The sequence below is a fragment of the Pantoea sp. JZ2 genome (assembly GCF_035191405.1).
GTDB lineage: Bacteria > Pseudomonadota > Gammaproteobacteria > Enterobacterales > Enterobacteriaceae > Pantoea > Pantoea stewartii.
The window spans coordinates 4,225,693-4,249,148 of sequence record NZ_CP045247.1 but is presented as its reverse complement, the minus strand read 5'-3'; the positions used below and the strand labels follow the sequence as shown (position 1 = coordinate 4,249,148).

The 23,456-nt window shown below is 53.2% G+C and carries 21 protein-coding genes; 9 read left to right on the top strand and 12 right to left on the bottom strand.

Going from position 1 to position 23,456, the window contains the following annotated elements:
* Positions 1-81: 81 nt before the first annotated feature.
* Positions 82-5,613, bottom strand: coding sequence for a glutamate synthase-related protein (locus tag GC087_RS20495; protein ID WP_058702618.1), 5,532 nt, complete (start codon positions 5,611-5,613; stop codon positions 82-84).
* 892 nt (positions 5,614-6,505) lie between these two features.
* Between GC087_RS20495 and arcB the strand changes: the two genes are divergently transcribed.
* Positions 6,506-8,842, top strand: a complete 2,337-nt coding sequence (arcB, locus tag GC087_RS20490) for an aerobic respiration two-component sensor histidine kinase ArcB (protein WP_039338901.1) — start codon at positions 6,506-6,508, stop codon at positions 8,840-8,842.
* 873 nt (positions 8,843-9,715) lie between these two features.
* The gene (mtgA, locus tag GC087_RS20485; protein ID WP_033739165.1) at positions 9,716-10,435 is read left to right on the top strand and encodes a monofunctional biosynthetic peptidoglycan transglycosylase; all 720 of its coding nucleotides are present in this window, start codon (positions 9,716-9,718) and stop codon (positions 10,433-10,435) included.
* 2 nt (positions 10,436-10,437) lie between these two features.
* Here mtgA and npr read toward each other — a convergent pair whose 3' ends face one another.
* The 11 genes from npr to GC087_RS20430 form a co-directional block, all read right to left on the bottom strand.
* Complete coding sequence (gene npr, locus GC087_RS20480; RefSeq protein ID WP_006121730.1) at positions 10,438-10,710, bottom strand: PTS phosphocarrier protein NPr; 273 nt, start codon at positions 10,708-10,710, stop codon at positions 10,438-10,440.
* Positions 10,707-11,561, bottom strand: a complete 855-nt coding sequence (gene rapZ, locus GC087_RS20475; protein ID WP_006121731.1) for an RNase adapter RapZ — start codon at positions 11,559-11,561, stop codon at positions 10,707-10,709. The genes npr and rapZ overlap by 4 nt, the downstream gene beginning before the upstream one ends.
* Before the next feature lie 49 nt (positions 11,562-11,610).
* Positions 11,611-12,090, bottom strand: a complete 480-nt coding sequence (gene ptsN, locus GC087_RS20470) for a PTS IIA-like nitrogen regulatory protein PtsN (protein ID WP_033739256.1) — start codon at positions 12,088-12,090, stop codon at positions 11,611-11,613.
* 152 nt (positions 12,091-12,242) lie between these two features.
* Positions 12,243-12,530: a ribosome hibernation promoting factor gene (gene hpf, locus GC087_RS20465; protein ID WP_006121733.1), complete on the bottom strand. Its 288-nt coding sequence runs from the start codon at positions 12,528-12,530 to the stop codon at positions 12,243-12,245.
* 18 nt (positions 12,531-12,548) lie between these two features.
* Positions 12,549-13,985 carry an RNA polymerase factor sigma-54 gene (rpoN, locus tag GC087_RS20460; RefSeq protein ID WP_033739167.1) on the bottom strand — a complete coding sequence of 479 codons (1,437 nt, stop codon included), beginning with the start codon at positions 13,983-13,985 and terminating at the stop codon, positions 12,549-12,551.
* 48 nt (positions 13,986-14,033) lie between these two features.
* Positions 14,034-14,759, bottom strand: a complete 726-nt coding sequence (gene lptB / locus GC087_RS20455) for an LPS export ABC transporter ATP-binding protein (protein ID WP_006121735.1) — start codon at positions 14,757-14,759, stop codon at positions 14,034-14,036.
* 5 nt (positions 14,760-14,764) lie between these two features.
* Positions 14,765-15,319 (bottom strand): lipopolysaccharide ABC transporter substrate-binding protein LptA, encoded by a 555-nt coding sequence (gene lptA / locus GC087_RS20450; RefSeq protein ID WP_033739170.1) that lies wholly within the window; start codon positions 15,317-15,319, stop codon positions 14,765-14,767.
* Positions 15,288-15,869, bottom strand: a complete 582-nt coding sequence (gene lptC / locus GC087_RS20445) for an LPS export ABC transporter periplasmic protein LptC (protein WP_006121737.1) — start codon at positions 15,867-15,869, stop codon at positions 15,288-15,290. Before lptC ends, lptA begins: the two co-directional genes overlap by 32 nt.
* Positions 15,866-16,432 carry a 3-deoxy-manno-octulosonate-8-phosphatase KdsC gene (kdsC, locus tag GC087_RS20440; protein WP_039338895.1) on the bottom strand — a complete coding sequence of 189 codons (567 nt, stop codon included), beginning with the start codon at positions 16,430-16,432 and terminating at the stop codon, positions 15,866-15,868. The genes lptC and kdsC overlap by 4 nt, the downstream gene beginning before the upstream one ends.
* 13 nt (positions 16,433-16,445) lie before the next feature.
* A complete protein-coding gene (gene kdsD / locus GC087_RS20435; RefSeq protein ID WP_006121739.1) occupies positions 16,446-17,432 on the bottom strand; it encodes an arabinose-5-phosphate isomerase KdsD in 987 nt (328 codons plus the stop codon).
* Between the two features lie 16 nt (positions 17,433-17,448).
* Positions 17,449-18,429 carry a calcium/sodium antiporter gene (locus tag GC087_RS20430; protein WP_006121740.1) on the bottom strand — a complete coding sequence of 327 codons (981 nt, stop codon included), beginning with the start codon at positions 18,427-18,429 and terminating at the stop codon, positions 17,449-17,451.
* Between the two features lie 212 nt (positions 18,430-18,641).
* Between GC087_RS20430 and mlaF the strand changes: the two genes are divergently transcribed.
* From mlaF to murA, 7 genes are all read left to right on the top strand, one after another.
* Positions 18,642-19,457: a phospholipid ABC transporter ATP-binding protein MlaF gene (gene mlaF / locus GC087_RS20425; RefSeq protein WP_006121741.1), complete on the top strand. Its 816-nt coding sequence runs from the start codon at positions 18,642-18,644 to the stop codon at positions 19,455-19,457.
* A gap of 4 nt (positions 19,458-19,461) precedes the next feature.
* Positions 19,462-20,244, top strand: a complete 783-nt coding sequence (gene mlaE, locus GC087_RS20420) for a lipid asymmetry maintenance ABC transporter permease subunit MlaE (RefSeq protein WP_006121742.1) — start codon at positions 19,462-19,464, stop codon at positions 20,242-20,244.
* A 4-nt stretch (positions 20,245-20,248) separates the two neighbouring features.
* Positions 20,249-20,800 (top strand): outer membrane lipid asymmetry maintenance protein MlaD, encoded by a 552-nt coding sequence (gene mlaD, locus GC087_RS20415; RefSeq protein WP_006121743.1) that lies wholly within the window; start codon positions 20,249-20,251, stop codon positions 20,798-20,800.
* A gap of 15 nt (positions 20,801-20,815) precedes the next feature.
* Entirely contained in the window at positions 20,816-21,448 is a 633-nt protein-coding gene (gene mlaC / locus GC087_RS20410; protein ID WP_006121744.1) for a phospholipid-binding protein MlaC, read from the top strand.
* Positions 21,448-21,744, top strand: a complete 297-nt coding sequence (gene mlaB / locus GC087_RS20405) for a lipid asymmetry maintenance protein MlaB (RefSeq protein ID WP_058702617.1) — start codon at positions 21,448-21,450, stop codon at positions 21,742-21,744. The genes mlaC and mlaB overlap by 1 nt, the downstream gene beginning before the upstream one ends.
* A gap of 122 nt (positions 21,745-21,866) precedes the next feature.
* Positions 21,867-22,124 (top strand): BolA family iron metabolism protein IbaG, encoded by a 258-nt coding sequence (gene ibaG, locus GC087_RS20400; RefSeq protein WP_058702616.1) that lies wholly within the window; start codon positions 21,867-21,869, stop codon positions 22,122-22,124.
* A gap of 63 nt (positions 22,125-22,187) precedes the next feature.
* Entirely contained in the window at positions 22,188-23,447 is a 1,260-nt protein-coding gene (murA, locus tag GC087_RS20395) for a UDP-N-acetylglucosamine 1-carboxyvinyltransferase (protein ID WP_006121747.1), read from the top strand.
* The last annotated feature ends 9 nt before the right edge of the window (positions 23,448-23,456 follow it).

The window sequence follows — 23,456 nt, the reverse complement described above, 5'->3', positions numbered from 1 at the left end:
CTCGGGATTGACCTCCGCCCGGTACCGCGAAACCCTCCGGGTAATCATGATTAAACACAGTTCAGTTTACAGACGCGGCTGTCAGGCCAGTTTCCCTACCGCCGCCGCAATTTCAGGTAATGCCGCACGTGCAAACAACTCTTCAAAATCAGGCAGACGACCAAGGATTTCACGGTTGCAGGCATCCTGATACATGATCCAGCCATAGGTGGCCAGGCTGTCCATGGAACGGATGTTGCGTTGCGTCAGTGCCGCTTTGTAATCGGACATGCGTTTTGAACCGATCAGGCTGGCTAATTCGCTGTCGCTGTAGTTCTCAATGGCTGCCCGCGCATGGCGCTGCAGTTTACTGACCAGCGAAAAGTCCTCTGTCATCAGTAAATTACGAACCGCTTTCTCGACCGCCGGATCCTCAACGTGGGTGCCTTTCGGTAACTTGCCGAGAGCCAGCTGCTGTGCGAAGCTCAATACGGTGTAGTTATTGAGCAATACAAACATCTCGACCGTATCTGTCGCACCATAAGCCGGTACGGCACCGTCTGCAATGGTTTTGCCCTCACGCCACGCGGCTTTGAATTTCGCCACCTGATGCGCTGCCAGCGCGGTTGAGAGTTCTTCCAGCAAATCCTTACGGGATTTCGCCTTCAGGATTTCACCGCCATCCTGATACAGCAGCAGAGAGCGCGGCATCACATACACGAAGTGCTGACATTCGGTTTCCCAGTGCTCCAGCAGCCAGGCCGCACGTGGTGACTGCGTGGCGTCCAGATGCCAGTTCAGCATGGTCAGCACGGCCTGCTTATGAATCTGTGCCAGCTCATCGGCATCGGCAATGGAACCAAACAGAACGGAATCGCCCGCTGCATGGTTAGCCAGGGAGCCGTACGGATCGTACTGGTAAGCAAAGCCGCCGCTCATGCCGTTACCGAAGCCTTTACCAAAGGTGCCCAGGTTCAACACGGCACCGTTGGTCATGTATTCGCAACAGAAGTCACCGACGCCTTCCACTACCGCAGTGGCGCCAGAGTTACGCACTGCGAAGCGGTCACCCGCCTGGCCCTGCACGAACAGGCGGCCGCCCGTTGCGCCAAACAGAGCAAAGTTACCGATCAGGACGTTGCCATCGCTGTCCTGTGCGCCGCCGCCCGGTGATAACACCACCAGCTCGCCGCCGCACTGGCCTTTGCCCACCCCATCGTTGCAGGTGCCACGATGTTGCATCAGCATGCCGTCATTGCAGAAGGCACCGAAGGACTGACCGGCTGAGCCGGTGGTCGTAATATGCACCGTGGCCGGCGCCAGATAGCGACGACCGCGATCGTCCTGCAGCACAGAGGGCATCGCCTGCAGTTGCTCTGCTGTCAGGGTATGATTCAGCATGCGCTCGATATCGATCGCCAACTGACCGCCCACGCTTTTATTGCGGTTGTTCAGGACGACGTCGTGACCTAACTGCAGCGATGTCTTGCCCGCTGTCACCAGTTGCTGGTTGAGTTCTTCCACCCAGCCATCATCCAGCTCAAAATCTTTTTCCAGATAAACCGGCTTGTCGATTTTCAGCTCTGGCACCACGGTGAGCATGGCGCGCAGATCCAGCTTGCCGACTTCCAGCGGGTGATCCATCAAATGGAGCAGGTCAGCGCGCCCGCGGGCCTCACGCAGCGAGCGCAGGCCCATACGCGCCAGGATTTCGCGGACTTCGTGTGCCACATTCAGGAAATACTGTGCGAGCTGACGCGGATCGCCATCAAAGGCTTCAGCATTCGTGGTTAACCCTGCCGGGCATTTGACGTTACAGTTCTTCGCCATCACGCATTTCAGCATCATCAGCGCAGTCGTACCGAATTCAAAGCTGTCACCGCCCAGCAGCGCGGATTTCACCACGTCGCTGCCCGTCTGCTGTGCACCTGAACAGCGCAGCAGGACTTTGTCGCGCAGGCCGTTCGCACACAGCGCCTGATGGACTTCGGCAATGCCGATTTCCGCGACGCGACCGGTATATTTCAGACTGGTCACCGAGGCGGCGCCCGTACCGCCCGTGTTACCGGCGACGTTAATAACGTCAGCACCGGCTTTCGCTACGCCCACGGCAATGGTGCCAATCCCTTCAGAGGACACCAGCTTCACAATGACGCGAACACGCGCCGCTTTGCAGTCGTGAATCAACTGGGCCAAATCTTCGATAGAGTAGGTGTCGTGGTGCGGTGGTGGCGAGACCAGCTCAACGCCCGGTGTGCCGCCACGTGCCGCCGCGATTTCGACGGTGACTTTCGCCGCAGGCAACTGGCCACCTTCGCCAGGTTTTGCACCCTGACCAATTTTGATCTCCAGCTCTTCCAGCATCGGATCGGCCAGGTACGCCGCCCAGACGCCGAAACGACCTGACGCCAGCTGCTTGATACGGGACGCACGGATAGTGCCATGACGGGAATAGTGCTCGCCGCCTTCCCCGCAGTTGCTCATGCCGCCGACCATGTTGGTGCCATGTGCGACAGCTTCATGTGCCGGTGCCACCAGCGCGCCGTGACTCATCGCCCCGGAGGCAAAAGTACGAGTGATTTCACAGGCAGGCTGAATTTCGCTTAACGGCAGTGAGGGCAGCGCAGTAAAAATGCGCGACAGATAGTCGGCAGCTTTACCTACGGCGGTGATTTTCAGGCCGCCTGCGACCACGTCCGCCGATTCGATTTCGTCACTGAAGCGGGCTTTCAGAGCCCGTGACAGATTCAGCAGACGTTCGCTTTCCGGCTTCAGTCCGGCGATGGCATCGGTCAGCCGCAGCATAAAGGTGTTCGGGCTGCCTTCGATGGCCTCGCATTCCAGGCCGCGAGTAGCAAATCCGTTGTTGGTCAGCGAATAACGGCCCAGTTTACGGCGGAATTCCGCTTCGCTGTCGATATGCGTCAGATCGGCCGGGAAGGCCAGAATGTCACGCAGCGCAGCAGGGCGGCGTTTACGCTCTTCATACATCAGGCTGGAGAACTGACGGTAATCGGCTGTGATGGCAAAGTTATTCATCACGTCATCAGGAATGCGCTCAAAGCTGCTGTCCTTGAACGTGTCAGGCTTGATGCCAAACGCATTATCCAGACGGGCCAGCGTCATCAGACGAATGAAATTGTCCTCTTCGCGCGCTTTGTCCGCAAAGCGAATCGGCTCTTCCGTCATATCAATAAAGGTACGCACGGCAATGGTGCCGTAGGAGTGGCCTGCGCCCTCTGCGCGCTCTTTAAACAGCCCCAGTAATGGCACTTCTGATTCGCCCTGAATTTTCAGCGCGCTTTGATGCCAGTCCACTGCCATTTGCGCGATGGTGGCAAAGCCCGCGCCACCAACAGGCGTTTTGATATTCGGGAAATACTTCTTCAGCACCGGATCGTCAGTGTTAAGGAAGTTAGGTTCAAAGAACTCACCGCTACTGTAGCTTTCAACGGTACACAGGCCTACTTTACCCATGGTCTTCATCAGGGCCTTTTCGGCGGCTTTGGCATAGCGTTTAAAGGCTTTATTGCCTTCTTCACCTTCACCGAATTTCTCCTCGGCACGCATCTGTACGCCGAGCGGATAGACAGCAGAGGCACCAAAGCCCAGCGTCGCGGCAATGTGATGCGACGAGATAATCTGCCCACTCTCCACCACCAGGGACACGTCAAGACGTAATCCTTCCTGTACCAGGCGCTGGTTCACCGCAGAAACCACCAACAGCATGGGCAGGGCGGCATGGGTGGACGAGATGTGGCGGTCGGTCAGGACGGCTATCCCGCCCTGAGAACGCGCGAAATCCACGACCTGCTGAGCCAGATCGTCAATCGCCTTCTCCAGCGCAGTGGCGTTGGCCGTACGGCTGAGCAGGTCTTTGCCGGTGACAGGTTCGTACAGCATGTCAAAACGGGCATAAGGTGCGACGTTCTGTTCGCGCAGCTGTAGCATGTCCAGGTGCGTCAGAATAGGCGTCGGCACAATAATCTGACGGCCTTTACTGCGTCCCAGGTGCGGTTTGGCTCCCAGTGCCACGCGCAGCGTCATACCGTCCGCTTCACGGATGGAGTCCAGCGGTGGGTTAGTGACCTGTGCAAAACGCTGCGAAAAGTAGTGCGCCATGCCGCCTTCGTGATCGGACAGACCATTGATCGCGTTGCCGTAACCCATAGCAGAGATTTTCTCGGCCCCGGTGTTCAGCATCGGGTCCATCATGAATTTGAAGCTTTCCTGGTTATAGTAGTAAGCCACAAAGCGCTGATAGGTTTTCAGATCGCCGCGATAGCGCAGAGGCGACCCTTGTTTCTCAGCAGGGATGACAGGCAACTCCTTGAGATCGACGCGAGATTTGCCGAGCAGTGCAGCGTAATCTTTTTCCGCAGCCAGCTTTTCCAGCGCTTCATGCGTGGTATAGCTGCGTTTTTCGCGATGATCAAAATAGAGCATGCCGCCGGCTTCGATACGACCACGGCGCAGTACGCTTTCCGGGGGAAAGGCAATCTGGCCGGCTTCCGACATGGCACCAATATACTCGGCGGTTTCTACCGAACGCAGTGGACGAAGACCCAGACGGTCAAGACGTGCGCCAATCACTTCCCCATTACCAAAGATCAACGCCGCAGGGCCGTCGTTCTTCTCTTCATAAAGTGAGAAATATTCCAGCATGTCACGCACCGCCGGAGAGAGCGCGGTGTCATTTTCCCATGCAGGTGGCATCATCGACACCACGGCGGTAATTAAGTCGAGATCGTCTTCCATCAGGCGGCTGTGAATGCTCTGGTCAAGACGGGAACTGTCTGACTGACCTTTCGGGCGAACGATAGTTTTTCCACGCGCAGAGGCCAGCGCGGATTCAGCAATCCGGTTTTTACGATCGGTATTCAGCTCACCGTTATGGGCCATTAACCGGAAAGGTTGCGCCATAGTGGTGTGCGGATCGGTATTGGTTGAGAAGCGGGTATGGAAAAACAGCCCACGGACCTGATGATCGGGATCGGTCAGATCTTTGAAATAAGGAATGACCTCATTGGAATTCAGACGGGCTTTGAATACCTGGGTACGGGACGAAAGCGACAGCGGATACAAACCGCCAAACTCACTTTTCGTAAAGGCCTCTGCCTCAATCGCCAGCAGGGCGCGATAAATCCGTTTTTCAAAATCGTTCTGGTGGCTGACATCCTGAGGCGCAGCAAAAATCCATTGCACGATGGGCAACTGAAACTGGACAGCGGCCGGACGCGTCACGCTGTTATCCAGCGGCATTTCGCGTTTCATGATCACCGGCAGATTAAAATGACGCAGCGTCTCTTCTACCAGGCGCTCCGCATTGGCACGCAGTTCAGCATCTTTAGGAACGAAGAAGTTACCCACGCCAAAGCGACCGGCTTCCAGCGCCTGACCGGTAATTTTACGGAAAAAGTGCAGTGAAAGATCGACGTTGACACCCGCGCCATCACCCACGCCTTCAGCGGACATGCCACCACGGTGCGGAACCGTGCAGAGTGCACTGTGCGCCATACGCAGAATGTCGTGGGTCTGCTCGCCGTCCTTACGGGTAATGAAACCTACACCACAGCTGTCACTTCCTGCTGCTGGGTTATATAAGCCATAGGATTCAGGTTTTTTAGTGGACATTGAGGGTCTCCTTAAACTGCTTTTGACATTACCTGCATTGTTTCAGGCACTGAGCTTTGTTAAACACTCTTCCCAGCGCGCATTCTTTTATTCCCGCGCCTGACAGCCTGCGCGATTTCGTTTTACGCACTTTTCATCGGCAGGAGGATAAGTCCGTGGATGTGTAGCGCGTGGTGTTTCCGTTCTCGAAAGGAGATGACTCAAACCATGCGGGCGTCATGTTGCATAGATATGCCGTGACGCTTGCCCATCATGAAAGCTTTCAGCGGAATTCCAACTTATCGGGAAAGCGAATCAAGGTCAAATAGCGAGCCTGACACAGTTTAATCACGTCTTTATGTCGATAACCAAATGAATTTATTATGCTTTTGTGTCTAAAATGTGTCAGTTTTTCATTAAGCGGCAGAGAGGGAAATGTGAACTCTATCACTGTGCCAGTGGCGTGAAATCGCTGAAGTATGCTGGCGACAGGGTACTAAACAGCATCAAATGCTGCTACAGGCAGTGGAAGCGCAGGATGTATCTGTTTTTCTTATAGCAGCAAATTTGAATCAATAAGGGGCATGTGATTAGTAAAATTAATCAGGTCGCGCTGCTTAAAACTTCGAATAATGTGAATGGCTATGCATGAAAAACAGGGCGTCGTGACAATAAAGCCTTGTCAGACGGAAAAGAAGAGGTTGGATACGCGCGCCTGTTTAGCAGACGGCCCTACAGATTCATTGAGTTAGCACAATTAGTCAAGGGTTTTAGCAATAATGGGGCAAACGTCGGCGAAGCAACGGCGTTTTGCACCATATAAGTGCATGACGGTCGCGATCTCGCCGGATGCACTAAGACGACGGTGACGTAAATACGCTATCATGTGGCTGTTCTCACCCAGGGAGTGTTTATGAAACAGATTCGCCTGCTGGCGCAATATTATGTTGATTTAATGGTCAAGCTTGGCCTGATCCGTTTTTCGCTGCTGCTGGCGTCTGCACTGGTCGTGCTGGCCATGATTGTGCAGATGGCGGTGACCATGGTACTGCGTGGTCATGTCGAAAGTATTGATATGGTGCGATCGGTCTTTTTCGGTCTGTTGATCACGCCCTGGGCGGTTTATTTTCTTTCCGTGGTGGTCGATCAGCTGGAAGAGTCACGCCAGCGTCTTGCCAGGCTGGTGGATAAGCTGGAAGAAATGCGTACGCGCGATCTTGAGTTGAATCAGCAGATGAAAGAGACCATTTCCCGACTCAATCAGGAAATTGCCGATCGTAAAAAAGCGGAGCAGGCACGTGAGCAGGTCATGGCTAAGCTACGCGAAGAGGTGGCGCGGCGCGAGCAGGCGCAAATAGAGCTGGAACAACAGTCGTCTTTCCTGCGCTCTTTTCTGGATGCATCGCCAGATCTGGTCTTTTATCGCAATATCGACAAGCAGTTCTCAGGCTGTAACCGCGCCATGGAGCTGCTGACCGGTAAAAGTGAAAAACAGCTTATCGGGCTCACGCCACATGATATTTATGACAATGACACGGCGACTAAAGTGTTGGAAACCGATGAAAAAGTCTTTCGTCACAACGTCTCGCTCACCTATGAGCAGTGGCTGCAGTATCCCGATGGGCGGAAAGCCTGTTTTGAAATTCGTAAAGTGCCCTATTACGACCGGGTCGGTAAGCGCAGCGGCCTGATGGGCTTTGGCCGCGATATAACCGAACGTAAACGCTATCAGGACGCGCTGGAGAACGCGAGCCGGGAAAAGACCACCTTTATCTCTACGATCAGCCACGAGCTTCGTACGCCGCTTAACGGCATTGTCGGTCTGAGCCGCATTTTGCTGGATACCGATCTGAATCAGGAGCAGCTCAAGTACCTGAAAACCATCCATGTCTCTGCCATCACCCTGGGCAATATCTTTAACGACGTCATCGAAGTGGACAAAATCGAGCGACGCAAGGTACAGCTGGACAACCAGCCGCTGGATTTCACCAGTTTCCTGGCCGATCTGGAGAATCTCTCTGGCTTGCTGGCGCAGCCAAAAGGCCTGAAGTTTGTCATGGCCCCGCAGTTACCGCTGCCTCATAAAATCTCAACGGATGGTACACGACTACGGCAGATCCTGTGGAACCTGATCGGCAATGCCGTGAAGTTTACTCAGCAGGGTGAAATCATCGTGCGTATCGCCTATGAACAGGATGAAACGCTGCGCTTTGAGGTACAGGATTCCGGGCAGGGCATTCGCGAGGAAGAGCAGGACAAAATTTTTGCCATGTATTATCAGGTTACCGATCAGCATGGCGGCAAACCGGCAACCGGAACCGGTATCGGCCTGGCGGTCTCCCGCCGTCTGGCGCAGGCGATGGGCGGGGATATCAGCGTCAGTAGTGCACCGGGCCAGGGCTCCTGTTTTACCGTGGTGATTAAAGCGCCGCGTATTGCCGAGGAAGTAGAAGATGAAGGCGTTGACGATACGCTGCCGCTTCCGGCCCTGCACGTGCTGTTGGTGGAAGACATTGAGCTGAACGTCATTGTGGCACGCTCGGTTCTGGAAAAACTGGGATGCAGCGTTGACGTTGCCATGACGGGGCAAGCAGCGCTTGAGATGTTTGACCCGCTGGAGTTCGATTTGGTGCTACTGGATATTCAGTTACCGGATATGACCGGCATGGACGTGTCGCGTGCCATTCGTCAACGGTATCCTGATGCGCATTTGCCGCCGCTGGTTGCCTTAACCGCCAACGTATTGAAAGATAAAAAAGAGTATTTTGATGCGGGCATGGACGATGTGCTCAGTAAACCGCTTGCCGTACCTGCGTTAACGGCCATCATCAAAAAGTTTTGGGATGACCAACCCGGAAACGATGATCAGGCCGTTATGACGCCGGGCAGTCGTCAGTCCGATACCTTGCTGGACATTCCAATGCTTGAACAGTATCTGGAGCTGGTGGGACCCGGTCTGATTACGCAAAGCCTGACCATCTTCGAACAGATGATGCCGGGCTACCTCGATGTACTGGACTCCAACCTGATGGCACGCGACGAAAAAGGCATTGCTGAAGAGGGCCATAAAATCAAAGGTGCCGCAGGGTCCGTTGGCTTACAGCATCTGCAACAGATCGCGAAACAAATTCAAAGCCCAGAATTACCGGCCTGGTGGGATAACGTGGGCGAATGGGTGGAAGAGCTGAAGCGTGAATGGCGGCACGATGTGCAGATATTGCGCGAGTGGGTGGCTGAGAAACAGCGGTGATCCAAAAAAAATGACCCCAGCCGAGGCCGGGGTGCGCTAATACTGCGCCAACACCAGGGAAAAAGTCGCTGCTGCTATGCTTAGTGTTTTTCAAGGCAACAACGGGTATTGGTTAACACATGCAACACCTTATCAAATTCGAATTAGCTTGTGACAAGATTCATTAAAATTTGTGATGTTGAACAGCGTTTAAATACAGGAAACATTAATTTGCCAACATAGTCAAGAAAGGAATCAATTTTACCGTTACATTGATTGTTTTTTGAACAAAAGTTCTGTTTTTTGTACGGGTTTAACCCAAATTTGTTAACAAAGCCTGTGTTAAGCCTCTTAACACAAATGATTCGTCACTGATGCGAACTAAATTGGCTATAAGCTTATGATAATAAAGAATAATGAAAGGATCGGGTCAGGAAGGTCCAAAACGTTTCGGAAAACGTCATCCGCCCTGGCGCTTAAAAGGTTTTACCAATAGAAAAGTTTGTAATGTTTGGGGAAATGTATTAATAAAAAAACATGTATTGCGGTGAAGAAATGCCATAAGTACGTTAATGCCTGCCGCATTGCTGCAACCTGTGTTCAGGCGCGCCCGAAATAAAATATAAGTTTTATGAAACATTGATGGCTGCAATTATCACGAATTAGTCTCATCGCCCTGCAAGGAATGGTGTGAGACTTCGTAAATGGAACCGATTCCTTTTTAAGGGAACTTATTGAACTCATTCATACTATTGTTGCATCGCAGATGCATTTTCTTTGCCATATCATAAAGGTGACAGGCCCGGACGGCGAATTTTTCAGGAACGCTTTTTATCATCAGGGGTGATTACACCTGAAATTAATTAAAAAACGACATAATGATGAGACGATTGTATGAGTAAGCATAAAGGGAAGCTTTGGCAGGGTGTAAAGCGCATTGTGCTGCGCATTCTGCTGATTTGGGCAGGGCTGTGGCTGGCAGGTATTTTACTTTTTTCCTTTCTCCCGGTGCCTTTCTCTGCCGTGATGGCTGAACGCCAGATCGGTGCCTGGCTGCGTGGCGATTTCAGCTATGTCTCACATTCGGATTGGGTGGGGACACAGGCGATGTCGCCCTGGATAAGGCTGGCCGTTATCGCGTCGGAAGATCAAAACTTTCCTCACCACTGGGGCTTTGATGTGGCAGCCATTCAGTCTGTACTGGACAGCGATGATAACCGGATGCGCGGTGCGTCAACGCTGTCACAGCAAACGGCTAAAAATCTGTTTTTGTGGGATGGACGTAGCTGGATGCGTAAAGGACTGGAAGCGGGTCTGACGGTCGGCCTGGAAACCGTTTGGACTAAACGCCGTATCTTAACGGTTTACCTGAATATCGCGGAGTTTGGTAAAGGGACCTTTGGTGTTGAGGCGGCGTCCCGGCGTTTTTTCAACAAGCCTGCCAGTCGCTTAACCATGTCAGAAGCGGCGTTACTGGCGGCCGTTTTACCTAACCCGCTGCGCTTTCGTGCCGACGCGCCGTCAGGCTATGTGCGCCAGCGCCAGCAATGGATACTCCGACAGATGCGCCAACTGGGAGGAGAGGGCTTCCTGCAGCGCAATCATCTGGACTGACGTTACTCTTCGTCGAAACCGGCTTCGAAGAGTTCAATGACGGCGGCCAGCGCGTCAGTTTCCTGGGGGCCGCTGGCTTCGATCTCAATATGGCCGCCCTTGGCGGAATCCAGCATCAGCAACGCGATAACGCTGCTGGCTTCGGCTTCTGTGCCGGCCTCGTTGCGTAACAGCACTTCGGCATCGAAACTTTGCACCAGTTCAAACAGCTTCATGGCGGGGCGTGCATGCATGCCCAGCTTGTTTCTGATTTCCACGGTTTGCTTAACGGTCATGATTTACGTTTTTCCAGTGTGCGATGACGGGACTGTACATTTTTACCCCGGGAGCGGAAATAATCAGCGAGCTGTTCTGCAATATACACCGAGCGGTGTTTGCCACCGGTGCAACCAATCGCCACGGTGAGATAGCTGCGGTTGTTCGTTTCCAGCATGGGCAGCCAGAGTTCCAGATAACTGCGTGTCTGATAAATGAAGTTATGGACTTCGGTATGACGATCCAGAAAAGCCGCGACGGGACGATCCAGCCCCGTCATCGGGCGCAGTTTGGGATCCCAGTGTGGATTGGGCAGGAAACGCACGTCAAAGACGTAGTCCGCATCAATGGGAATACCATGTTTGAAGCCAAACGACTCAAACACCATAGTCAGCTCCCGCTCGCGTTTACCCAGTAAGCGGGTACGCAACATCTCAGCCAGTTCATGCACCGACATCTCTGACGTATCAATGATCAAATCGGCACGCGAGCGCAGCGGCTCGAGCAGGTCACTCTCTTCATCAATCGCGCTTTCCAGCGACAGATTTTTGCTGGACAGGGGATGGAGGCGACGCGTATCACTGTAACGGCGGATCAGCGTATTGCGGTCGGCATCAAGAAACAGCAACTGGGGCGAGAATCCGGAAGGCAAATTATTGAGCGCGGTTTCAAAAATTTCAGGCGACTCAGGCATGTTACGCACATCGATACTCACCGCCGCTGAGATATTGCGCTCAACCAGTGATTCTGCCAGCTGAGGCAACAACACGACCGGCAGGTTATCCACGCAGTAAAAACCCATGTCTTCCAGCGCGCGCAGCGCCACTGATTTTCCTGAGCCTGACCGACCGCTGACGATCATCAGCACCATGACCTTCTCTCCCGTTTTAAAGCCGGCTCACGCCGGTAAATCACGCGCTTTATTGCTCTGTTTGTTCTTCGGTAATGATGGCATACAGCTCTTCATCGCTCTGCGCAGCACGCAGACGGCGGCAAACCGTTTTATCCGCCAGCCGTTTGGCGACTAACGACAGTGTATGTAAGTGAGTTTTACACTGGTCCGCGGGCACGAGGAGCGCAAAAAGGAGATCGACAGGCTGATTATCCACGGCATCAAATGCGATGGGTTGCTCAAGGCTGATAAAGACGCCGACGGCACGTAACGTATCCTCCTCCAGCTTGCCATGCGGGATGGCAATACCGTTGCCAATACCGGTACTTCCCATGCGCTCGCGGGTCAGTATCGCTTCAAACAGCGTTTGATGCGGCAGGTTGAGCTGCTTAGCGGCCAGTTCACTGATAATTTCCAGCGCCCGTTTTTTGCTTTGGCAGTGTACGCTGCTGCGGGTGCAGTCTGGCGAAAGCACTGTGCTCAGTTCCAGTGTTAAATCATTGTTCATTTTCGTTTCACTTGCGAGTTCACTTAGCCAGTAAACCGGTACGCGGTAATCACGTAGCGGAATCATGGCGCTGGCACAGATGACAAAACGGGGCGGTTAATCCGCCCCATCCTTTCAGCTCTGCGCGCCCGGCGCGCCTGCCAGCGTGAAGGTTAGTGTTTTTTTAACTTGTCTTTATATTTGGTCAGTTGACGGGCCAGCTTGTCAATCAGCCCGTCAATTGCCGCATACATATCTTCCGCTTCCGATGTGGCGTGCAGCTCGCCCCCGTTAACGTGCAATGTGGCATCAGCAACCTGTGTCACCTTCTCAACGTTCAGGACAACATATACCTGGTTGATATGATCAAAGTAGTGTTCCAGTTTGGCAAATTTCGCCGTGACGAATTCACGCAGTGGCTCGGTGATTTCAACATTTTGCCCGGTAAGGTTCAGCTGCATAGGTCTTCCTTCTCTCTGTTAAACCAACTGCTTACGTTGGTTTGAAGGCGGTATGGACAAAGACTCTCGATATTTTGCAACGGTACGACGTGCCACTATAATCCCTTGATCAGATAACATGGAGGTCAGTTTACTGTCACTCAAGGGCTTAGCGGGATTTTCCGCCGAGATTAATTTTTTTACCAGTGCCCGTATCGCAGTAGATGAGGCTTCGCCTCCTCCTTCAGTATTAACATGACTGGAGAAAAAATACTTCAGTTCAAAAATGCCACGCGGGCTGTGAAGATATTTTTGCGTGGTGACGCGGGAAATCGTGGATTCATGCATATCCACCGCCTGGGCAATATCGGCCAGCACCATCGGACGCATAAACTCTTCGCCCTGCTCAAAAAAGGCCTGTTGCTGTTCAACAATGCAGCGTGAGACTTTTAACAGCGTCTCATTGCGACTTTCCAGACTTTTGATCAGCCAGCGCGCCTCCTGCAAATTACTGCGGATAAACTGACTGTCACTGTCATTACGCGCAGCACCGCCCATGGCGGCATAGTGCTGGTTGATTTTAAGCCGCGGCAGACTGTCGGTATTGAGTTCTACCGTCCAGCGCGTCGCAACTTTACGAACCAGCACATCAGGAATAACGTATTCAGGCTCGCCAGTATTGATCGACTGGCCCGGACGTGGATCGAGCGACTGAATCAGCAGCATTGCCTCTTTCAGTACGTCTTCCTTTAAACGCGTGACGCGCATCAGGCTGCGGAAATCATGGTTAGCCAGCAGATCAAGATGATGGCTGACGATCAGGCGGGCTTCAGAGAGCGTTGGCGTTTCAGGCGCATACTGCGACAACTGTACCAGCAGACAATCACGCAAATCACGTGCACCTACGCCGATCGGATCAAAATGTTGAATGCGCTTTAAAACGGCCTCAACTTCGTCCATTTCCAGCTCATCGTCGCCGATACTGTCGAGAATGTCTTCAAGCGAAACGGTAAGATAACCCGTATCGTCAATGGCATCGACGATAGACGTCGCGATCGCCCGATCGGTATCGCTAAACGGCGTCAGCTCAACCTGCCACATCAGATAATCTTGCAGCGACTGGGTGGTTTCGCCCTGGTAGATGGGCAGTTCATCATCCTGATAGTCCGTACCGGTTCCTGATGGCGTTCCCGCGGTATAGATTTCATCCCAGGTCGCATCGAGCGGCAACTCTTCGGGCATATCCTTTTGTTCCAGCGCTTCACGCGTATCAAGTCCCGCTTCGCCTTCCTGATACTCTTTTGCGTCTATTTCTTCATGCTGTTCAGTCTGTTCAAGCAGGGGATTACTTTCCAGGGCCAGCTGTAGCTCTTGCTGAAGTTCAAGCGTAGAAAGCTGCAACAGACGTATCGCCTGTTGCAGCTGTGGGGTCATCGCCAGTTGCTGGCTGAGCCGGAGTTGTAAACCTTGCTTCATAGACAGGATGAATATTCCCGGGTAACCATCAGTATTAACGACACCTTATCAGAGTCTGAACTCTTCACCCAAATAAACACGTTTAACCTGCTCATCTGCAAGGACTTCATTCGGCGTACCGTGAGCAATCAGGTTGCCCTGGCTGACAATATAGGCCCGTTCACAGACCGCCAGCGTTTCACGCACGTTGTGGTCAGTGATTAACACGCCAAGCCCACTGTCGCGCAGATGTTCAATAATCTTTTTGATATCAATAACGGAAATCGGGTCAACACCGGCAAAAGGCTCATCCAGCAGAATGAATTTGGGATTTGCGGCCAGCGCACGGGCAATTTCCACACGGCGACGTTCACCGCCCGACAGTGACTGTCCCATATTGTCGCGCAGATGTGCAATATGGAACTCATCCATGAGCTCATTCGCCCGATCCTGTCGCTGTTCTTCGGTTAAATCATCACGAATTTGCAGCACGGCCATCAGGTTGTCGTAAACGCTCAGACGCCGGAAGATTGACGCTTCCTGGGGCAGGTAGCCGATACCGCGGCGCGCACGCGCGTGGAGCGGCAGAATACTGATGTCTTCATCGTCGATGACAATGCGGCCCGCATCGCGCGGAACAATCCCGACCACCATATAGAAGGTGGTGGTTTTACCGGCACCGTTTGGGCCGAGCAGGCCGACGATTTCACCGGATTTTACCTGCAGACTGACGTCTTCAACCACGCGACGGCCTTTGTACGCCTTCGCCAGGTTCTCTGCGATTAATGTGGCCATAGTGATCAGTTACTCTTTTTTTCGCTATTGGTTGACGCGGGCTTGTCCTGTAACTGCGACGGCACCAGAACTGTGGTCACGCGCTTGCTCTGGCCCTGGCTGTAAGCCTGCATTTTTTGCTCTTTGACCAGGTAAGTAATGCGGTCGCCTTTAATATTGCTGTCCAACTGCTCAATGTACGCATTGCCCGTCAGCTCAACAAAGTCATTAGCAAGCTCGTAATGCAGTTTGGACGCGTGTCCCTGTACCGGTTTACCGTTGTCCTGCATCTGATAGAAGGTCGCCGGATTGCCGTAAGCATCAACGATAGTTTTTTTGCTGTCGCCGCCCGGACGGGTCACCACGACTTTATCTGCCGTAATCTTGATCGACCCTTGAGTTACGACCACATTACCGGTAAAGGTCGCGACGTTGCCTTGCAGATCCAGCGACTGATTTTCAGAGTCGATATTAACGGGTTTGTCCGAGTCACCGGTCAGCGCCAGCGCCGGCAGGCTGGCTGCAAGCAGCAGGCTGGCCAGTAAAAACTTAATGCTGTTTTTGTTCATTTTGAATTTCATAAGAGGTTTTGACCTTTTCGAGTAACTCGGCTTGCTTTGTCCGTAAATTTCCACGCATTTTCATGCCGGTAGAGTTAAAACTGCGGCCATATAACGTCACCTGATCGTCCGAGGCGACGTCCTGAGTGACAAGATTGACCTGAGCGTTATCCGTTTTGATGCGCTCCAGTTCAGAATCTGGCGCCAGCGCATTCAGCTCAACATGACCATATAAATACAGCATACGATCTTTAGTGAGCTTTGCTTTATCTGAACGTACCGTCCAGGTCGGCATTTTATTCTCGTCGTAGGTTGTCATGACCGGATTATCAAACCAGCTGGTTCCCGTATTTTCGAAATACGTAACTTTGTCCGAGATCAGCTTATAAGCCAGGCCACCCTGAGGGTTGTAAACTACGGTATGCGAATTGGCACTGGTGTAGGTTGGCGTTTGATCATTATTCATTACCGGTGCGCCATCGTCGCTGTCCCGGTTAGTGAAATTCCAGCCAATGAGCACCAGCGCAATCAAGGCCAGCCCCAACGTTATCCAACGCCTGCTTTTACTCATACTGATTGCCCTTTGGCATCCTCAAATTTATTTTGCGCCATCAAAATGAGATCGCACAGTTCACGCACTGCGCCGCGCCCACCGGCGATACGTGTGACGTAACGCGCTCGTGCTAACAGCAGCGGGTGCGCGTCGGCCACCGCTACGCTGAGCCCTACTTTTGCCATAACTGGCCAGTCGATCAGATCGTCACCAATATAAGCCACCTGCTCGTCAGAGAGCGACAGTGTATCCAGAAGTTCGCGATAGGCCAAAAGCTTATCTGATTGCCCCTGATAAAGATGGCGAATCCCCAGCGTTTTGCAGCGGTCTTCCAGTAACCGGGCCGTGCGGCCGGTAATAATAGCCACTTCAATGTCCGAGGTCAGCAGGCAACGAATGCCGTAACCGTCACGCACATTAAAGGTTTTCAGTTCTTCTCCACTGTTACCCATGTAGATCAGGCCATCAGACATCACGCCGTCCACATCGCAAATCAGCAGGCGAATGTGCCCGGCACGGGCCATAATGTCGGCACTGACCGGGCCGTAACATGTTTCTATAGCGGCAATCTCAGACTGCATTGTGTCTTCCTGTTTACACTACGCCTGCGCGCAGCATGTCATGCATATGTACCACACCCAGCAGATGGTCGTCATCGGCTACCAGCAGGGAGGTAATGTTTTTGGTTTGCATTAAATTCAGCGCATCGACGGCCAGCACGTTCGGACGTACGCGGATGCCGCCACGCGTCATGACTTCTGCAATGGTCGCTTTTTGAAAATCGATGCCCATGTCAAAGATGCGGCGCAGGTCACCATCGGTAAAAACGCCTTCAATCTTCATCAAATCGTCAACAATCACGGTCAGGCCCAGATTTTTACGGGTTATCTCCAGCAACGCATCCCGCAATGATGCATCCCGCGTGACGTGCGGTAACTCATCACCGCTGTGCATGATATCGCTCACGTGCAGCAGCAGTTTACGGCCCAGCGCACCGCCCGGATGCGACAGCGCGAAATCTTCAGGCGTGAAGCCGCGAGCCTCCAGCAGGGAGACCGCCAGTGCATCGCCCATCACCAGGGCTGCGGTGGTACTGGTTGTAGGTGCCAGGCCCATCGGACAGGCTTCCTGCGGCACCTTGACGCAAAGATGAATATCGGCGGCCCGAGCCATGGCGCTTTCAGGTCGACTGGTCAGGCAGATCAGTTTAATCTGCTGGCGTTTAACCACCGGAATCAGCGCCAGAATCTCGCTGGATTCACCGCTATTCGAAATGGCAAGCACCACGTCGTCTTTACCCACCATTCCCAGGTCGCCGTGGCTGGCTTCCGCTGGATGCACAAAGAAAGCCGGCGTGCCGGTGCTGGCAAAAGTCGCCGCCATTTTTTTACCAATATGACCTGACTTGCCCATGCCCATAACCACCACTTTGCCCTTACAGGCATAAATCATGGCGCAGGCGTCGGAAAAGGCCTCGTTGATATACTGGTCAAGCTGCTCAAGGCCTTCGCGCTCAATGCGCAGAACCGTTTTACCGGCTCGCTGAAAATCAAACTCTACCGTTGGTTGCTGATGTGACATGGCAAATCTGTCCTTTTTAGCCGCCCATAAACGCTGGCTGTAGCCACAGCAACGTTACCCAGACGAAGAAACCACAGAGTAAAAGCGTCCCCGCCGTACGGCCAATGCGGCGGTGACGCAACAGACAAAGCATGGCGAACAGTACGCTTACGCCAAGCATTATCCAGTAATCGCGTGCAAAAGCGTGATAATCGACGCTGCCGGGGTGAATCAGTGCCGGCAGGCCCAACACGATAGCGAGGTTATAAATATTGGCCCCAATCAGGTTGCCAATCGCAATATCATCTTCGCCTTTCAACGCACCGGCGATGACCGTGGCCAGCTCCGGCAGACTGGTGCCGACGGCGATAAGCGTCAGCCCCATAACCAGTTCACTCACGCCAAAGTAGTCGGCAAAGACCGTCGCATTATCAATCACCATGTGTGTCGACATGGGCAGGATAATCAGGGCGACAGCCAGCCAGAGAAAGGCCACGGTGTTACCCGTCTCTTCGCGTGGCAGCTCAGCCAGTTGTTCACGCGTCAGCGTATCGTTATTGTCATTTTCTGCTTTACGCGCGATGCGAATAGTCACAATCAGATAAATCGCGGCGATGGCAATCAGGGCGATACCGTCCAGTCGACTAAGATAGTTATCAAATAGCGTAATACCGCTCAGTAATGAGACCAGCACCATCAGCGGCAGTTCACGGCGAATTAAGTTGGAATGGATGCTGAGCGGATGTAACAGCGCCGCGCCGCCGAGAATCAAAAGTATATTGGTGATGTTCGAACCAAGCGCGGTGCCCACCGCCAGATCCATTTGGCCATACTGCGCAGCGGAGAAGGAAAGGATGATCTCCGGAAGCGAGGTACCGATACTGACGACGGTCATGCCGATGATTAACGGCGGGATCCCGAACGATCGGCAAAGTATTGCAGCACTAAACACCAGACGATCGGCACCATAAGCCAGTAAAAGCAGTCCGATAATCAGCAGTGCGGTTGCGACGAACATGAAAAATCCTTGCTTAAAACCCCTGTTGGCTTGCCTTCAGGTTCGATGTGACAAAACAGGCGCTGATTTTGACCGTCCGAGCGACAAAAGTAAATTTTATGACCGTTTTCGCCAAATCTTTGCATTAAGTTTCTGTAAAGCTATCGTGCGTTTAACCTTAACAGGCTACCATCGTACCCTATGTTTACGCCCGATCCGTAATAGAGGTGATAATGATCCAACAAAAAACGAACCTGGTTGAGGTTCGTGGCGTGAGTTTCTCACGTGGCGATCGCAAAATTTTCGACGATATTTCCCTTACGGTACCCAAAGGCAAAGTGACGGCGATCATGGGGCCGTCAGGGATCGGGAAAACAACGCTGCTGCGCTTGATTGGCGGGCAACTTCAGCCTGACAGCGGCGAGATCTGGTTCCGGGACGAGAACATTCCGACATTGTCGCGCACCCGATTGTATGAAGCGCGTAAAAAGATGAGCATGCTGTTTCAGTCCGGTGCACTTTTTACCGATTTAACCGTCTACGAAAATGTGGCCTGGCCGCTTCGTGAACACACACGGTTGCCGGCGGCGCTTCTGCACAGCACCGTCATGATGAAGCTGGAAGCCGTGGGGTTACGGGGTGCCGCGCAGTTGAAACCTGCGGAGCTTTCGGGCGGAATGGCGCGCAGGGTGGCCCTGGCTCGGGCTATTGCTCTGGAGCCTGAATTAATTATGTTCGATGAGCCGTTTGTAGGTCAGGATCCTATTACGATGGGCGTACTGGTTAAACTGATTGATGAGCTTAACCATGCACTGGGACTGACATGCATTGTGGTGTCGCATGACGTGCCTGAAGTGTTAAGTATTGCCGATTATGCTTATATCGTGGCGGGACAAAAAATTATCGCGCACGGGACCACGCCCGATTTGCGTGCCAACAATGACCCACGCGTGCGCCAGTTTATCGACGGCATCGCGGACGGGCCCGTACCGTTTCGTTTTCCGGCGGGCGATTATTTGGCCGATTTAACCGGGTCAGGGAGAAGCTAAGCTGATGTTGTTAAAAGCACTGGCGTCATTAGGACGTCGGGGGATTGGAACCTGCGCCAGCTTTGGGCGTGCCGGATTAATGCTTTTTCATGCGCTGGTCGGTAAACCCGCGTTTCGCAAACACTTCCCGCTGTTAGTCAAACAACTCTACAGCATTGGCGTCCTGTCTTTGGTGATCATTGTGGTCTCCGGGTTATTTATCGGCATGGTGCTGGGGTTGCAGGGCTATCTGGTATTAAACACCTATGGTGCAGAAACCAGCCTGGGCATGTTGGTGGCACTGTCATTGCTACGTGAACTGGGGCCGGTTGTCACAGCCTTGCTGTTTGCAGGTCGGGCAGGGTCGGCGTTAACGGCTGAGATTGGGCTGATGAAGGCCACGGAACAGCTGTCCAGCATGGAAATGATGGCGGTCGATCCTCTGCGCCGTGTTGTCTCACCACGTTTTTGGGCAGGCTTTATCAGCATGCCGCTGCTGGCACTCATCTTCACCGCCGTAGGGATTACCGGCGGCGCGCTGGTGGGCGTGAGCTGGAAAGGTATTGACCCTGGCTTCTTCTGGTCGGCGATGCAAAATGCCGTCGATTTTCGTAGCGATGTGGTTAACTGCATTATTAAAAGCGCCGTTTTTGCCGTCACGGTTACCTGGATCGCGCTGTTTAATGGTTACGATGCGATTCCGACCTCTGAAGGTATTAGTCGCGCCACGACGCGCACCGTGGTGCATGCATCACTGGCGGTCCTCGGTTTAGATTTTGTGCTGACAGCACTGATGTTTGGGAATTAATGCGATGCAAAGCAAAAAAAGCGAAATTTGGGTTGGCGTTTTTATGATCATGGCACTGTTAGCGGTGCTGTTCCTTTGCCTGCGCGTGGCGGATCTTAAATCGCTGGGGACAGAACCCACCTGGAAGCTGTATGCCACCTTCGATAATATCGGCGGCCTGAAAGTCAGTTCGCCTGTTAAAATTGGTGGTGTCGTGATTGGTCGGGTGACAGATATTTCACTTGAACCGAAAACATTACTGCCACGCGTCACGATGGATATCAGCGACAAGTATGCCAACCAGATTCCGGACACCAGTTCGCTTGCCATCCGCACTCAGGGCTTGCTGGGCGAGCAGTTTCTGTCGTTAAACGTTGGCTTTGACGATCCTGAGCTGGGCTCGGCGATGTTAAACGATGGTGGCACGATACGTGATACCAAGTCGGCGATGGTACTGGAGGACCTGATAGGCCAGTTCCTGTATAAAAGCGGCGACAACAAAGGTAACAAGCAAACCGGTGACAGTAAGGATGCGCAGGGTGGCGATACTGCCGCTCCCGCAGCCGCTCAACCTTAACAGAGGGATAACATGATGTTTAAACGTTTTCTGATGATTGCCATGCTGGCGATCGCGCCATTGGCGGCGACAGCAGCCGATCAAAGCAATCCTTATACGTTGATGAATGAAGCGGCTAACAAAACTTTTACCCGCCTGAAAAGCGAGCAGGCGAAAATCAAGCAGGATCCCAACTACCTGCGTGATATCGTCCGCCAGGAGCTGCTGCCTTATGTGCAGATTAAATATGCGGGGGCGTTAGTCCTGGGCCGTTTCTATCGGGAAGCCACACCGGCACAGCGCGAAGCCTATTTTAAGGCTTTTGGTGATTATCTGGCTCAGGCTTATGGCCAGGCGTTAGCGCTTTATCACGGTCAGACTTACCAGATCGAACCTGCGAAACCGCTGGGCAATGCCAATATTGTCGCCATCCGTGTGACGATCATCGATCCTCAGGGCCGTCCGCCAGTGCGCCTGGATTTCCAGTGGCGTAAAAACAGCCAGACCGGTAACTGGCAGGCGTTCGATATGATCGCAGAAGGGGTCAGCATGATCACCACGAAACAAAATGAGTGGGGCGATCTGTTACGTACGAAAGGGATTGATGCACTGACTGCGCAACTTGAAGCGTCAGCGAAACAGCCAATCACACTGGATCAAAACAAATAATGCAGCCCTCACTGCACTGGAGCCGCGAGGCGAACACGCTACGGCTGGAAGGTGAGCTGGATCGTGACACGCTGCTGGATCTCTGGGAGCAGCGTGAAACGTTGATTAGCGGGGCGACGCTGATCGACGTTTCAGCTCTGGAACGGGTGGATACCTCAGGCCTGGCGCTGTTGGTCCACCTGCGGGAAATCGTCTCGCAGCAGGGCGGCGCGCTGCAGTTTGTTGGCATCGGTGACAAACTGCGGTCGTTGATCACCCTTTACAACCTGCAACAAATTATTGTTTCTGCGGATTAAAGCGCCTGTATTCGCCTTCTCAGCCTTAGCCCCGGTCGCCGACAGGGGCTTTTGCGTATTTAAGAATCAGGCACTTTCCTCTACTATGTCAGCCTTATTATTATTAAGTGAAGTTAAGAGCGATGGAAAACAGTGAAATTCAGGCTGTGCTGATGGCAGCACTGCCTTTAGAAGAAGTTCATGTCATGAGCAACGATGGCAGCCATTTCCAGGTGATCGCCGTGGGCGAAATGTTTGGTGAGTTAAGCCGCGTTAAGAAACAGCAGGCTGTTTATGCGCCGCTGATGGAATTCATTGCGGATAACCGCATTCATGCGGTATCCATCAAAACCTACACGCCTGCAGAGTGGGCGCGTGACCGTAAACTGAACGGTTTCTGATCCCCGCAAGGGCTGCGCCACCTGCGCGACCGTTTAATAGCCAGTTAATTGAGAACCGTGTTAATGGATAAATTTCGTGTGCAAGGCCCCACCCGTTTAAGTGGTGAAGTCACCATTTCCGGGGCGAAGAACGCCGCACTGCCAATTCTGTTTGCAGCTTTACTGGCCGAAGAGCCGGTTGAGATTACGAATGTGCCGAAGCTGCGTGACATCGACACCACTATGAAGTTGTTAACCCAGTTAGGTGCGAAGGTTGAGCGCAACGGTTCCGTTCACGTCGATGCCAGCGGCGTAGACGTTTTTTGTGCACCCTATGACCTTGTGAAAACCATGCGTGCCTCTATTTGGGCGCTTGGTCCGTTAGTGGCCCGTTTCGGTCAGGGCGAAGTCTCACTGCCTGGTGGTTGCGCCATCGGTGCGCGCCCGGTAGACCTGCACATCTCGGGTCTTGAGCAGTTGGGTGCGGAGATTAAGCTGGAAGAAGGCTATGTAAAAGCCTCAGTTAACGGTCGCCTGAAAGGGGCGCTGATCGTGATGGATAAAGTCAGCGTAGGCGCGACGGTGACCATTATGAGTGCCGCGACGCTGGCAACCGGGACCACGGTGATTGAGAACGCGGCGCGTGAACCTGAAATCGTGGATACCGCCAATTTCCTTAATACGCTGGGTGCAAAAATTTCGGGCGCAGGCACGGATAAAATCACCATTGAAGGCGTTGAGCGTCTGGGCGGTGGGGTTTATCGCGTCCTGCCAGACCGTATTGAGACCGGCACCTTCCTGGTGGCGGCTGCTATTTCGGGGGGGAAAGTGCTGTGCCGCAATGCGCAGCCTGACACTCTGGACGCAGTGCTGGCGAAACTGCGTGATGCCGGTGCAGACATTGAAACCGGTGAAGACTGGATCAGCCTGGATATGCACGGTAAGCGCCCTAAAGCGGTCAACGTGCGTACCGCTCCTCATCCGGGTTTCCCGACCGATATGCAGGCGCAGTTCACCCTGCTGAATTTGGTCGCGGAAGGCACGGGGCTAATCACCGAAACCATTTTTGAAAACCGTTTTATGCACATCCCTGAACTGATTCGTATGGGTGCTCACGCAGAAATTGAGAGCAATACCGCAATCTGTCACGGTGTGGAAACCTTGTCGGGCGCGCAGGTGATGGCGACGGATCTCCGTGCATCGGCAAGCCTGGTGCTGGCAGGGTGTATAGCGGAAGGCACAACGCTGGTCGATCGCATTTACCACATCGATCGGGGTTACGAGCATATCGAAGATAAGCTAAAAGCGATGGGCGCAAACATCGAGCGCGTCAGCGGCGAATAATGTTTCGGA

Coding starts and splice junctions, on each gene's coding strand:
- GC087_RS20495 (WP_058702618.1), bottom strand. CDS start 5,613: ATGTCCACTAAAAAACCTGAATCCTATGGCTTATATAACCCAGCAGCA.
- arcB (WP_039338901.1), top strand. CDS start 6,506: ATGAAACAGATTCGCCTGCTGGCGCAATATTATGTTGATTTAATGGTC.
- mtgA (WP_033739165.1), top strand. CDS start 9,716: ATGAGTAAGCATAAAGGGAAGCTTTGGCAGGGTGTAAAGCGCATTGTG.
- npr (WP_006121730.1), bottom strand. CDS start 10,710: ATGACCGTTAAGCAAACCGTGGAAATCAGAAACAAGCTGGGCATGCAT.
- rapZ (WP_006121731.1), bottom strand. CDS start 11,561: ATGGTGCTGATGATCGTCAGCGGTCGGTCAGGCTCAGGAAAATCAGTG.
- ptsN (WP_033739256.1), bottom strand. CDS start 12,090: ATGAACAATGATTTAACACTGGAACTGAGCACAGTGCTTTCGCCAGAC.
- hpf (WP_006121733.1), bottom strand. CDS start 12,530: ATGCAGCTGAACCTTACCGGGCAAAATGTTGAAATCACCGAGCCACTG.
- rpoN (WP_033739167.1), bottom strand. CDS start 13,985: ATGAAGCAAGGTTTACAACTCCGGCTCAGCCAGCAACTGGCGATGACC.
- lptB (WP_006121735.1), bottom strand. CDS start 14,759: ATGGCCACATTAATCGCAGAGAACCTGGCGAAGGCGTACAAAGGCCGT.
- lptA (WP_033739170.1), bottom strand. CDS start 15,319: ATGAAATTCAAAATGAACAAAAACAGCATTAAGTTTTTACTGGCCAGC.
- lptC (WP_006121737.1), bottom strand. CDS start 15,869: ATGAGTAAAAGCAGGCGTTGGATAACGTTGGGGCTGGCCTTGATTGCG.
- kdsC (WP_039338895.1), bottom strand. CDS start 16,432: ATGCAGTCTGAGATTGCCGCTATAGAAACATGTTACGGCCCGGTCAGT.
- kdsD (WP_006121739.1), bottom strand. CDS start 17,432: ATGTCACATCAGCAACCAACGGTAGAGTTTGATTTTCAGCGAGCCGGT.
- GC087_RS20430 (WP_006121740.1), bottom strand. CDS start 18,429: ATGTTCGTCGCAACCGCACTGCTGATTATCGGACTGCTTTTACTGGCT.
- mlaF (WP_006121741.1), top strand. CDS start 18,642: ATGATCCAACAAAAAACGAACCTGGTTGAGGTTCGTGGCGTGAGTTTC.
- mlaE (WP_006121742.1), top strand. CDS start 19,462: ATGTTGTTAAAAGCACTGGCGTCATTAGGACGTCGGGGGATTGGAACC.
- mlaD (WP_006121743.1), top strand. CDS start 20,249: ATGCAAAGCAAAAAAAGCGAAATTTGGGTTGGCGTTTTTATGATCATG.
- mlaC (WP_006121744.1), top strand. CDS start 20,816: ATGTTTAAACGTTTTCTGATGATTGCCATGCTGGCGATCGCGCCATTG.
- mlaB (WP_058702617.1), top strand. CDS start 21,448: ATGCAGCCCTCACTGCACTGGAGCCGCGAGGCGAACACGCTACGGCTG.
- ibaG (WP_058702616.1), top strand. CDS start 21,867: ATGGAAAACAGTGAAATTCAGGCTGTGCTGATGGCAGCACTGCCTTTA.
- murA (WP_006121747.1), top strand. CDS start 22,188: ATGGATAAATTTCGTGTGCAAGGCCCCACCCGTTTAAGTGGTGAAGTC.